Genomic DNA, 11770 nt, shown 5'->3' with positions numbered 1-11770 from the left:
GGCTACGCCCGGCTTCCGCTTCCCCCAAAATCACCACCTGCAATGTCGCGCTGTTTCACCAGCGGTGTCGCTGCACAGTCAGGATCCGCGCCACGGTCTTGGTCCCGAGCCCCGGCACCCGCAGAAGCATCTCGCGCTCGGCCAAGTTCACGTCGAGCGGAAAGAGATGCCGGTTTGCCAGCGCCCAGGCGAGCTTGGGGTCGACCTCGAGGTCAAGGTGACCACCCCTCGTGGCAGAGGCGATTTCCTCGACGTCGAAACCATAGAAACGCAGCAGCCAGTCGGCCTGATAAAGCCGGTGCTCGCGCATCAGCGGGGGCTTGATCAGCGGCAGCGCGGCCGAGGCATCGGGGATCGGTGAAAAGGCCGAATAGTAGACGCGGCGCAGCTTGTAGCCCGAATAAAGCCGGGTCGAGGTTCGCAGGATCGTCGTGTCGTCCGCCCCATCGGCGCCGACGATCATCTGCGTCGACTGCCCGGCGGGGGCAAAGCGCGGCGGGCGCTTGCCACTGAAGCTGCGCTCCTTGCCCGCCTCGCGTTTCAGCCGCACATCGGCCATGGCGCGGCGGATCTGTGCCGGATCCTTCTCGGGGGCATAATCCTTGACCGCGCGGTCGGTGGGCAGCTCGACGTTGATCGACAGCCGGTCGGCGTAGAGCCCCGCCTCTTCGATCAGTTCGGGCGCGGCGTCGGGGATGGTCTTGAGGTGGATATAGCCGCGAAAATGGTGCTCGGTCCGCAGCATCCGTGCGATGCGCACCATGTCCGACATGGTCTCGTCCGGGCTGCGGATGATGCCCGACGACAGGAACAGCCCCTCGATGTAGTTGCGGCGGTAGAATTCCAGCGTCAGCGTCACGACCTCTTCGGGGGTGAACCGCGCGCGGGTCACATTGCTGCTGACCCGGTTCACGCAATAGGCGCAGTCGTAGATGCAGAAGTTGGTCATCAGTATCTTGAGAAGGCTGATGCAGCGGCCGTCCGGCGCATAGGCGTGGCAGATGCCCGAACCGGTGGTCGAACCGATCCCCTTGCCATCTCGGGAGTCGCGCTTCTGCCCCCCGCTCGAGGCGCAGGACGCATCGTATTTCGCCGCGTCGGAAAGAATCGCGAGCTTCTGATCGAGGGTCATTCTTGCCATGTGTTCATGATATGTTCACATGGGTGCCTGATCAATGGCGCGCTTGGGCGGGAACGCCCGGCTCACGCCGAAGTGTCCCCGCCCGCAATCTCAGCGCCCGATCAGAGCGCGGTCCAGCCACCGTCGACCGAGATCGTCGTGCCGGTGATCTGCGCCGCAAAATCAGAGCAGAGGAACACCGCCGTGCCGCCGATCTGCTCGGTGGTGGCGAATTCCTTCGACGGCTGGCGCTCGAGGATGACCTTCTCGATCACCTCTTCTTCGCTCATGTCGTACTTGGCGGCTGTGTCGGGGATCTGCGCCTCGACCAGCGGGGTCTTCACGTAGCCCGGGCAGATCGCGTTGCAGGTGATGTCTTCGCGCGCCGTTTCCAGCGCGACGGTCTTGGTCATGCCGACGATGCCATGCTTGGCCGCCACATAGGCCGCCTTGAACGGCGAAGCGGTCAGCCCGTGCGCCGAGGCAACATTGATCACCCGGCCCCAGCCCGCCTTGCGCATCATCGGCAGCGCTGCGGCGGTGGTGTGGAAGGCCGAGTTCAGATTGATCGCGATGATCGCATCCCACTTCTCGATCGGGAATTCGTCGATCGGCGAGACGTGCTGGATCCCGGCGTTGTTCACCAGGATGTCGCAGGCCCCGGCTTGGTCGATCAGCGCCCGGCATTCGTCGCCCTTGGACATGTCGGCCTTGATGTAGCGCACCTCGACGCCGAACTCCTTGGCCATGTCCGCGGCCAATTGGTGATCCTCGTCCCGGTCGGTGAACGAGTTCAGCACCACCGATGCCCCGGCCCGCGCCAGTTCGCGCGCGACGCCGAGCCCGATGCCCGAGTTCGATCCGGTGACGACTGCCGTCTTGCCCTTGAGTGACATGCGAAAACTCCTCGTGTCTTGCGGCACCGACATGGCTCGCCGCCTGCATGGGGAACGGGATGGACATGCCTCCCGGTTCCGCTCCTCCGCATTGCTCGGTCATCCGGCGCGAAGCTGCAAGCCCGTGTTCGCAACGTCATCACGGATTCGTAGGCGGGAACCCGGCCTGCCCCCCTAGGCAAGCCGGGCCCTGCCCTGTAAGGCTCGGCGCACCGTCGCACACCGGCGCATACGTCCAAATCTTCAACAGCGATGCCGACGCACAGCGGCCACGCGTACGCCAAACTCGGCAGGTCGGATTCGTGGAATTTGGCGTCGCCGGATGGCAGGGTCTTTCCGGAAGAGCGCGAAAAAACCAAAAAAAACGCCGGCACGAGGCCGGCGTTCAGTCATTGAGGCAGGTTTCATACAGGCAAGAAACCTATCGAGCAGTGACCTCTTTATACGCGCTTTGCTGCCGGAGTCCAACCTAAAAGTTTGAAAAGACGTAAAAGCCCCGATAGGGTCGAAAACCAAGAAAACAAGGGCAGAGCAGGACGATTTCGACAATGGCCGCCATTCATTTCAGATTTTCTCCCATCCGGCCCGCGCTCACCGCGCTGGCCCTATTTTCGGGATTCGCCGCAAGCGCGGAGCCGATGCATGGCATCGCCATGTACGGCGAGCCCGCCCTGCCCGCGGATTTCGATCATCTGCCCTACGTGAACCCGGAAGCGCCCAAGGGCGGCCGCATCGTCACCGGCGAAGTCGGCAGTTTTGACAGCCTCAACCCGCATATCCTCAAGGGCTCGGTGCCCTGGCAGCTGCGCTTTCTGGCCTATGAATCTCTCATGGGTCGCAGCTGGGACGAGCCCTTCACGCTTTACTGCCTGATCTGCGAAACGGTCGAGACCTCGCCCGAGCGCGACTGGGTCGAATTTACCCTGCGCCCCGAGGCGAAATTCTCCGATGGCTCGCCGGTCACCGTCGAGGACGTGATCTGGAGCTTCAACACCCTCGGCACCGAAGGCCACCCGCGCTACCAGGGCACCTATAGCCGCATCGAGAGCATCGAGAAGACCGGCGAGCACAGCCTGCGCTTCACCTTCAACGTGCAGGACCGCGAACTTGCGCTGATCGTCGGCATGCGTCCGATCCTCAAGAAGGCGCAGTGGGAAGGCAAGGATTTTGCCGCCTCCGGCCTCGACGTGGTGCCCATAACCACCGCGCCCTATGTCATCGACAGCTTCGAGGCAGGCCGCTACGTCTCGCTCAAGCGCAACCCCGATTACTGGGGCAAAGACGTGCCCTTCATGAAGGGCCAGGCCAACCTCGACGAGGTGCGCATGGAGTTCTTCGGCGATGGCACCGCCATGTTCGAGGCCTTCAAGGCGGGGCTGCTGAACTCCAACCGCGAGCTCAATTCGGAAAAGTGGGAGACACAGTACGATTTCCCCGCCGTGCAGTCCGGCGAGGTGGTCAAATCCGTTGTCCCGCATGGCCGCCCCTCGGGGATGACTGGCTTCGTGATGAACACCCGCCGGCCCGGTTTTGACGACTGGCGCGTGCGCGAGGCGATGATCCAGCTGTTCAACTTCGAGTACATCAACGAAACGCTGACCGGCGGGCGACAGCCGCGCATCACCTCTTATTTCTCCAACTCCGAGCTGGCGATGGACCACGGCCCGGCGTCCGGCCGGGTCAAGGACCTGCTGGAGCCATTCGCCGAAAGCCTGGTTCCCGGCACGCTCGAAGGCTACCAGCTGCCGCAGGGCGACGGCTCGGCCCGCAACCGCGCCGGGCTGCGCAAGGCGATGGATCTGATGCAGGAGGCCGGCTACACGGTGCAGGACGGGGTGATGATGGACCCGCAGGGCCAGCCCTTCCAGTTCGACATCGTGCTGCCGCAGGGCGAGACCGAGGCCGGCTCTATGATCGACATCTACGTGCAGGCGCTGCAGCGCCTCGGCATCAAGGTGCGCGTCGACACGGTCGACTCCGCCCAGTTCAACGCGCGCAGCGCCTCTTTCGATTTCGACATGACCTGGTTCCGCCGTGGCATCTCGCTCTCGCCGGGCAACGAACAGCGGCTCTACTGGGGCAGCGCGGCCGCCGACCAGGAAGGCTCGCGCAACCTGATGGGCATCAAGAGCCCGGCGGTGGACGCGCTGATCGAGGACTTGTTGACCGCCACCAGCCGCGAAGAGTTTCTCGCCGCCACCCATGCGCTTGACCGGGTGCTCACCGCTGGCCGATATGTCATCCCCACCTACGAGTGGAATCAGAGCTGGATCGCCCACGCCAAGGAGCTGACCTACGCCGAGCCGACTCCGGTCTACGGAGACTGGATCGACTGGCAGCCCAACGCCTGGTGGTGGGAAGAGCAGAACTGAGGTCTGCCCCGCCAGACCAAGACGACCGACAAGACCAACAAACGACGAGCAGACAGTATGAAACGCCTCTTCCTTCTCGCCCTCCTGGCCGCCCCGCTTGCCGCCTGCGGCACCGTCGATGGCTTCGGCCAGGACGTTTCGCGCGCTTCGCGCACCGTCGACAGCTGGTTCTGACCAGCCGCCCGGCCCCGCTGCCGCGCGCGGCGGGCGCATTTTACTCGGAGCAAATATCCCGGGGGCCCGGGGGCATCGCCCTGGAACGGCCCCCGGATCGGCGCCCTGTGCCGGCAGTTTAGCTCAGCGCTCGTCGCCCAGCATCGGGCGGATCCGCGTCAGCACCGCCAGCAGGAAGGCGGTGCTCACCCCAAAGGTCAGAAGTCCCGTGATCGCGGCAAAGCTGCCGTAGATCCGCAATCCTTCGCCCAGCGTGATGTCTCCGTATCCCAAGGTCGTGTAGCTCACCACGGCGAAGTAGAAGGCCTCGGGCAGCGTCTCGAAGGCCCCGAAGTAGCGAAAGCTCGCAGCCCAGAGCCAGATCTGCAGCGTATGGGCGAGCACCATGGCACCGAAGGCGATGCAGATCAGCCCGAAGAGCCGCAAGGGCCCGGTCTTGTCCTCGATCCGCGCGATCGCCGAGAGCAGTGCCGGCGCGACGCGCGCGATGATCCAGAGTTGGACCCCGGCGCAGAGGAAGAGCAGCCCGCTCCCCATCAGGATTTGCGTGCCGATGCCCATGCGCGGCGGCCTCAGCGCGCCTTGAAGAGGCTGCCGAGAATGCCTCTCACCAGACGCTTGCCGGTGGTCCCCGAGAGTTCCTTCAGCACCGCTTGCCCCAGCGCCTCGCCGAGGCTGTCCGGCGCGCTGTAGCGCGTGCTGCGCGAGGTGGGAGCGCTGCTCTTGCGGGGCTGCGCGCGGGGCGTGGGGTCGTACCGGCGGGCGCGGTTGTAGTCTCGGATCTCGGTCTCGACCGTGTCCACGGCCCTGTCGGCCTCTTCTGCAGCAGTTGCTGCTGCGGCGGCGCGGGCCTGCAGGATCTCGTGGGCGGATTCGCGGTCCACCGGGGTGTCGTATTTGCCCTTCAGCGGCGAGGCATCCATGACCTCGGTCCGCTCTGCGTCGGTGATCGGACCGAGCCGCGAGCCCGGCGGGCGCACCAATGTGCGCTGCACCATGCCCGGCACGCCCTTCTTTTGAAGGAAGGAGGTCACCGCCTCGCCTGTCCCGACCTCGCGGATCGCGGTCTCCGTGTCGAAGGCCGGGTTCTCGCGGTAGGTCTCGGCAGCCTGTCTCAGCGCCTTGCGGTCGCGCGCGGTGAAGGCGCGCAGCGCATGCTGCACGCGGTTTCCGAGCTGGCCGAGGATGTCCTCGGGAATGTCGTCGGGGTTCTGCGTCACGAAGTACACGCCGACGCCTTTGGACCTCACCAGCCGCGCCACCTGTTCGACCTTGTCGACCAGCGCCTTGGGCGCGTCGTCGAACAAAAGATGCGCCTCGTCGAAGAAGAACACCAGCTTGGGCTTCTCGGGATCGCCGACCTCGGGCAATTCCTCGAAAAGCTCCGACAGCAACCACAGCAGGAAGGTCGCATAGAGCCGCGGCGCCCCCATCAGCGCGTCGGCGGCGAGGATGTTCACATGGCCGCGCCCGTCCGGCGCGCAGCTCATCAGGTCCGACAGCTCCAGCGCCGGCTCACCGAAGAAGCGCGCCCCGCCCTGGTTCTCGAGCACCAGAAGCCGCCGTTGGATCGCCCCCACGGAGGCGGTGGAAATATTGCCGTAGCGCAGGCTGAGCTCCTTGGCGTTCTGCCCGACCCAGACCAGCAGCGCCTGCAGGTCCTTGAGATCGAGCAGCGGCAGCCCCTGCTCGTCCGACAGCCGGAAGGCGATGTTGAGAATGCCCTCCTGCGCCTCGGTCAACTCCAAGAGCCGGGCCAGCAACAGCGGGCCCATCTCGGCCACGGTGGTGCGCACCGGGTGGCCCTTGGCGCCGAAGAGATCCCAGAAGACCACCGGGAATCCGGTATAGGTGAACGTATCGAAGCCGATCTTGGCGTTGCGCTCCATGAAGGGTGCATGCAGGCTGGCGGTCTCCGAGCCAGCCCGCGCGAGCCCCGACAGATCACCCTTCACGTCCGACAGGAAAACCGGCACCCCCGCCGCCGAAAACCCCTCGGCGAGGATCTGCAATGTGACCGTCTTGCCGGTGCCCGTGGCGCCGGCGATCAGCCCGTGGCGGTTGCCATACTTCAGCCCAAGATACTGTTTTTCCGAATAGGCTTCGCCGCCACCGCCTACAAAAACATCATCCGTCATGGCCTGCCTCCGCTGCCGTCCGGACCCGAGCATACAATCTTAACTCTTTGGCGCCAGTATGAAATTCGTCCGGGGCAACATGTCCTCTCCTGCCTCGGGCGAACTTCCTCCCTGTCTGACTTGCCGCGCCCTTGCAACGGGCGCGGCCTTTTGTGCAAAAGTGAAGCCCTGCCGTTGCAAAGCCTGTTGACCGTTGGGAAAGAGTTTCGTAGCGTCTCGGCAATGACAAAGTCGGCCGGTCCGACAGGGAGCAAGGGAAAGGGGACCGCAGGGTCCCTTTTCTCTTTTTGATGAATGGTTTCCGCGCTTTATTGCCGTTCCCGTGATGCTTCCCATTTCCGGACTGACACCGCTTGGTGTGCATGCTAAGCGGGCAATGAGGCAAGAATGACCGTTTCAGGGGGACCCATGATCAGACCTCTCCACATCCTGCGCCTGCTGCCGCTCGCTGCGGCCCTGGCAACCATGCCGGCCTATGCGCAGGACGCCGCCCAAACAAACGACGCTCCCGCAGCAGACCAGGCCGAAGGCACCGTCGCCGCCGGCGGTCTCTCGCTGGGCGAGGACGCAAACGCCGAGACGCCCGGCGCGCCCGGGCAGCAGCCCGAGACCTACGTCAAGGCCACGCATGGCTCCTGGGAACTGCAGTGCCTGCGCGCGCCCGAGGGCAGCGATGCCGAGGATCCCTGCCAGATGTACCAGTTGCTGCAGGACAGCGACGGCAACAATGTCGCCGAGGTGAGCCTGTTCCGGGTTGCCAACGGCGGCCAGGTCGCGGCCGGGGGCACCTTCGTCGTGCCGCTGGAGACGCTGCTGACCCAGAAGCTGACCATCTCGGTCGACGGCGGCCAGGCCAAGCGCTACGACTTCTCCTTCTGCACCCCCGTGGGCTGCTACGCCCGCGTCGGCTTCACCGAGGAAGACGTGAACCGCTTCAAGGCGGGCAAGGGCGCGCAGATCACCATCGTCCCGGCGCTGGCGCCGGATCAGAAGGTGACGCTCGACATGTCGCTCTCGGGGTTCACCGCGGGCTACGAAGAGACCAGCGCGCTGCGCCAGTAAGCGCTGCGGTGCGGAAAACGAAAAGCCCCGGGCCGCAAGGCGCCGGGGCTTTTTCATGTCTGCAGCGCGGGTCGCGCGGCGCCGGGATCAGCCCTCGCGCAGCCCGGCGAGCACCGCCTCGGCGGCGCGCAGTCCAGGCGCGTCGCCGCCCTTTCCGAGAAGCTCCATGGTCTGGTGCATCGCCCGCGTCTGCTCCTGCGGCGCGTCGAGCACGCGGAGGATCGCGTCGGCAATGGGCCCGGGCCGGCAGTCGTCGCCGATAAATTCGGGCACGGTGCGGCTGTCGGTCACAAGGTTCACCAGGTTCACCGAATCCACCAGCATCAGCCGGCCGATGATCTGCCGCGAAAGCCAGCCCATGTCATAGGCGATGACCATGGGCGTGCCGGCGGCGGCCAACTCGAGCGCCACCGTGCCCGACGCGGCCAGCGCCACGTCGGCGGCGGCAAAGGCGGCGCGTTTCTCGGCCTTGCCTGCCTCGCCCTCGTCGCGCGGATCGAGCAGGATCGGATCGACCGGCCAGCCCTTCACCGTCTCCTTCACGAGCTCTGCCACCGGTGCGGCCATGGGCAGCACGTATCGCAGTTCGGGCCGCTGCCGCTTGAGGTGCGCCAGAGCCTCGCCGAACACCGCGCCGAGGCGCGAGACCTCGGAGCGGCGCGAGCCGGGCAGGATCAGGCAGAGCGGCGCATCGCCGATGCCGTGGCGGAGGCGGAACTCGGCCGCCTCGGGCTGGCTCGCCTGCGGGTCGGTGACCACGGGGTGACCCACGAAATCGCAGCGCATGCCCGCGGCCTGCATGTAGGGTGGCTCGAAAGGCAGCAGCGCCAGAACCTGGTCGATGTGCCGCGCCATCTTCGCCGCGCGGCCGGGGCGCCAGGCCCAGACCGTGGGGGCCACGTAGTGCACGGTGCGGATGTCGGATTTCTCTTTGACCAGCTTGGCCACGCGAAGCGAGAATTCCGGCAGGTCGACGGTGATCAGCACGTCGGGCTTGGCGGCCACCACCGCCTCGGCGGTCTGGCGGATGCGGGCCTTGAGCGCGCCGTAGTTGCGCAGGATCTCGGTGATGCCCATGATCGAGATCTCGTCCATGGGAAAGAGGCTCTGCAGCCCTTCCTCGAGCATGCGCTCGCCGCCGATCCCCTCGAAGGAGACCTCGGGAACCTGCGCCTTCAGCCCCTGCATGAGCGCGCCGCCCAGCTTGTCGCCCGAGGGCTCGCCCGCGATGATGAAGACCTTCATGCGTCCCGCTCCCGTACCCACAGGAAGAGCCCTGCGGCATCCAGCATTTCGATGACCGCCGCGCGGTCGAGCACCATGACGCCCTGCGCCTCGATGACGATGCCCGAGAGCCCGGCGCGGATCGCGCCGACGGCGGTGTTGGGGCCGATCACCGGCAGGTCGGCGCGGCGCTCCTGCCCCGGCTTCGGCGCCTTGTAGAAAACGCCGCCCGGCACCGGCGGCAGCGCGCCCAGCATGGCATCGGTGCCACGCGCGTCTTCCTGCGCAACCACCTGATCGCCCGAGATGACGCAGCATTGGCCCAGATCCTCGAGCCCCTGACGGTGGCTCACCGCATCGGCGAGCGTCGCCATCGCTGCTGCCTCGGTGCCGGGCTGCGCCTGCGTCAGCACACCGGTCGCCGGAAGCAGCGCCGGGGCGGCCTCATGCGCGCCCACGACCTCAAGCCCGGCGTCCTCGAGCAGCCCGATGACGATGCGTAGCGCGCCATCGTCGCCGCGCTTCAGAGCGCGCAGGATCTTCGGCAGCAAGAGCAGCGTCGGCACGTCGAGGCGCGATGCCTTGATCTCGGGCCGGCCGACCGCGCCGCACAGGCATACACGGGTCACCCCCTGTACCTTGAGCCAGCGCAGGAAGGAGCCAAGCTTCTCGATCCGGAACAGGTGATCCGCCGCCACCCGGTCGGGCGGCGAGCTTTCCATGCCGCAGACCAGCGCCGGTTCGGGCAGGGCTTCGATCACTGCCCGAGGCAGATCACCCTGCCCTGCGATCAGAGCCAGCACGTGGATCAGCCCGGCGTCAGGAAGTGACGGTCGCTGTCGCCGAGGATGAAGTCGACGATCTCGCGGACATATTCGCTCTGGGTCTCGTCACCGAGGCGCTTGGCGCGTTCGGCAAAGGCGCCCTCGCCCTGCGCCAGCATCTGGAAGGCGGCGCGCAGCGCGGTGATGTCCGAGCGGCTCACGCCCCGGCGCTTGAGGCCGACAAGGTTGAGTCCGTCGAGCTTGCCGCGCGGCGCCTGTACCAGCCCGTAGGGGATCACGTCGTTGGTCACCATGGTCACGGCGCCGATGATCGCACCGCGCCCGATGCGCACCCATTGGTGCACCCCCGACAGCCCGCCGACGATCACGTCGTCCTCGATCACGCAATGGCCGGCCAGCGCCGAGTTGTTCACCAAGATCACCCGGTCCCCCACCTGCGCGTCATGCGCCACGTGGCAGCCGGCCATGAACAGCCCGTCGTCGCCAACGCGGGTGACGCCGCCCCCCCCCTCGGTGCCCGAGTTCATCGTCACATGCTCGCGGATGCGGTTGCGCTTGCCGATGACCAGCTTGGTCTTCTCGCCGCGGAACTTCAGGTCCTGCGGGATCTCGCCGATCACCGCAAAGGGAAAGATCACGGTGTCTTCGCCGATCTCGGTACGGCCGGTGACCACCACGTGGCTTTTCAGCTCGACGTTCGCCGCCAGCACTACCTCGGGCCCGACATGGCAGAACGGGCCGATCGTGCAGCCCTCGCCGATCTGCGCGCCCGGCTCTACATAGGCGCTGGGATGGATCACGGCATCGGTCACGCCGGCAGGTCCATCATCGCGGTGAACTCGGCCTCGCAGGCCAGTTCGCCATCGACCTCGGCCACGCCCTCGAACTTCCAGACCTTGCCGCCCGGCTTGCCGCGCAGGGTGCGGACCTTCATCTTGAGCACGTCGCCCGGCACCACCTTGCGGCGGAACTTGCACTTGTCGATGCCCATGAAATAGACCTTGAGGTCCTTGTCGGCGAGATCAAGTGCCGCCCCAACCATGACCGCGGTCGTCTGGGCCATGGCTTCGACGATGGTCACGCCGGGCATGATCGGCAGGCCCGGGAAGTGGCCCTGGAAGTGCGGTTCGTTCATCGTGACGTTCTTGATGCCCACGGCCGAGTTGGTGCCGTCGATCTCCACGACCTTGTCAACGAGCAGGAACGGGTAGCGATGCGGCAGGATGCGCTGGATCAGCTGGATGTCAGCGCTGAGAAGCGTCTCGGTCATCGTCGGCCTTTCAAAAGGAAAAAGTCGCCTCTCCCCTAGCAATCCCGGCGGCTCGGGGCAAGCGGCGCGCGCGCGGCGACGTCACGCGATGCAACAGGCTGAAACAGCGAGCCGCATGATCAGGGCTTGGGCGGGGTGTCCGGTGAAACGGGAACCTGCGCGTTCGGGGTGCTGGTCAGATCGGGCAGCGGATCGGGTTTTGGCAGCACCTCGTTCATCCGCGAGATGGCTGTTTCGGTGATGTCGATGGCATTGGTCGACAGGAACACCGTGCGCTGGTCGAGGATCACGCTCGCGCCGGCATCGCGCATGAGGTCGGCAAGAACCGGCTCGGCTTGCGAGATGAACGCGCGCCGACGTTCCTCCGAGAGATTGCCGAGGGTGCGCGCCTTGCTGTCCTGCGCGTCGCGCAGCTCCTGCACCTTGGTGTCGAAGGCGTCGGCCAGCTTGCGGAAGGCAGTGGCGTCCATCGTCCGGCGCTTCTCGGTGAGGGACTTTTCCTCGGCGGTGAGCTCCGCCTCGATGCGACGGTTCTCGGCGGCGATGGCCGTGCCGGTCTCCTCGAGCAGCTTCGAGACCTCTTTGCCGAAATCGCTTTCCGCGTAGAGCCGGTCGATTTCGACTGTAAGGATCTCGCTCTGCACGATCCCCGGACGCATGGCGTCCTGCGCCAGGGCAGGCGTTGCGGCAAGGCCGAGCCCGAGGGCGGCGGCGCGCAGCAAGCTGCGC

At 66.0% G+C, this 11770-nt stretch carries 12 protein-coding genes; 3 read left to right on the top strand and 9 right to left on the bottom strand.

Annotation, left to right across the window (positions count from 1 at the left end; genetic code table 11):
- Positions 1-55: 55 nt before the first annotated feature.
- Together G0Q01_RS06930 and G0Q01_RS06925 are read right to left on the bottom strand one after the other, a co-directional pair.
- The gene (locus G0Q01_RS06930; RefSeq protein ID WP_235939752.1) at positions 56-1141 is read right to left on the bottom strand and encodes a putative DNA modification/repair radical SAM protein; all 1086 of its coding nucleotides are present in this window, start codon (positions 1139-1141) and stop codon (positions 56-58) included.
- A gap of 101 nt (positions 1142-1242) precedes the next feature.
- Positions 1243-2016, bottom strand: coding sequence for a 3-hydroxybutyrate dehydrogenase (locus G0Q01_RS06925; RefSeq protein WP_164196425.1), 774 nt, complete (start codon positions 2014-2016; stop codon positions 1243-1245).
- Positions 2017-2564: 548 nt separating this feature from the next.
- On the opposite strand from G0Q01_RS06925, the gene G0Q01_RS06920 reads away from it, so the two are divergent.
- A complete protein-coding gene (locus tag G0Q01_RS06920) occupies positions 2565-4388 on the top strand; it encodes an extracellular solute-binding protein (RefSeq protein ID WP_164196426.1) in 1824 nt (607 codons plus the stop codon).
- Positions 4389-4445: 57 nt separating this feature from the next.
- Positions 4446-4562 (top strand): entericidin EcnA/B family protein, encoded by a 117-nt coding sequence (locus tag G0Q01_RS06915; protein WP_095882411.1) that lies wholly within the window; start codon positions 4446-4448, stop codon positions 4560-4562.
- 123 nt (positions 4563-4685) lie between these two features.
- On the opposite strand, the gene G0Q01_RS06910 is transcribed toward G0Q01_RS06915, so the two are convergent.
- Together G0Q01_RS06910 and G0Q01_RS06905 are read right to left on the bottom strand one after the other, a co-directional pair.
- Entirely contained in the window at positions 4686-5123 is a 438-nt protein-coding gene (locus G0Q01_RS06910; RefSeq protein ID WP_164196427.1) for a potassium channel family protein, read from the bottom strand.
- Positions 5124-5134: 11 nt separating this feature from the next.
- Complete coding sequence (locus G0Q01_RS06905) at positions 5135-6700, bottom strand: helicase HerA-like domain-containing protein (RefSeq protein ID WP_164196428.1); 1566 nt, start codon at positions 6698-6700, stop codon at positions 5135-5137.
- Between the two features lie 408 nt (positions 6701-7108).
- On the opposite strand from G0Q01_RS06905, the gene G0Q01_RS06900 reads away from it, so the two are divergent.
- The gene (locus G0Q01_RS06900) at positions 7109-7762 is read left to right on the top strand and encodes an invasion associated locus B family protein (protein WP_164196429.1); all 654 of its coding nucleotides are present in this window, start codon (positions 7109-7111) and stop codon (positions 7760-7762) included.
- Between the two features lie 87 nt (positions 7763-7849).
- Here G0Q01_RS06900 and lpxB read toward each other — a convergent pair whose 3' ends face one another.
- The 5 genes from lpxB to G0Q01_RS06875 all read right to left on the bottom strand — a co-directional run bounded on the left by lpxB (position 7850) and on the right by G0Q01_RS06875 (position 11763).
- Positions 7850-9007: a lipid-A-disaccharide synthase gene (gene lpxB / locus G0Q01_RS06895; protein ID WP_164196430.1), complete on the bottom strand. Its 1158-nt coding sequence runs from the start codon at positions 9005-9007 to the stop codon at positions 7850-7852.
- Positions 9004-9789 carry a UDP-2,3-diacylglucosamine diphosphatase LpxI domain-containing protein gene (locus G0Q01_RS06890; protein ID WP_164196431.1) on the bottom strand — a complete coding sequence of 262 codons (786 nt, stop codon included), beginning with the start codon at positions 9787-9789 and terminating at the stop codon, positions 9004-9006. The genes lpxB and G0Q01_RS06890 overlap by 4 nt, the downstream gene beginning before the upstream one ends.
- Positions 9790-9794: 5 nt before the next feature.
- Positions 9795-10583, bottom strand: coding sequence for an acyl-ACP--UDP-N-acetylglucosamine O-acyltransferase (lpxA, locus tag G0Q01_RS06885; RefSeq protein WP_164196432.1), 789 nt, complete (start codon positions 10581-10583; stop codon positions 9795-9797).
- Positions 10580-11041, bottom strand: a complete 462-nt coding sequence (gene fabZ, locus G0Q01_RS06880; protein ID WP_164196433.1) for a 3-hydroxyacyl-ACP dehydratase FabZ — start codon at positions 11039-11041, stop codon at positions 10580-10582. The genes lpxA and fabZ overlap by 4 nt, the downstream gene beginning before the upstream one ends.
- Before the next feature lie 119 nt (positions 11042-11160).
- Positions 11161-11763: an OmpH family outer membrane protein gene (locus tag G0Q01_RS06875; RefSeq protein WP_235939751.1), complete on the bottom strand. Its 603-nt coding sequence runs from the start codon at positions 11761-11763 to the stop codon at positions 11161-11163.
- Between the last annotated feature and the right edge of the window lie 7 nt (positions 11764-11770).

Origin of the sequence: Salipiger sp. PrR007 (genome assembly GCF_010499845.1) — a bacterium.
In the GTDB taxonomy this organism is placed as follows: Bacteria; Pseudomonadota; Alphaproteobacteria; order Rhodobacterales; family Rhodobacteraceae; genus Salipiger; species Salipiger pacificus_A.
The sequence above is the reverse complement of the archived record's forward strand: the minus strand, read 5'-3'. Positions and strand labels throughout refer to the sequence as shown.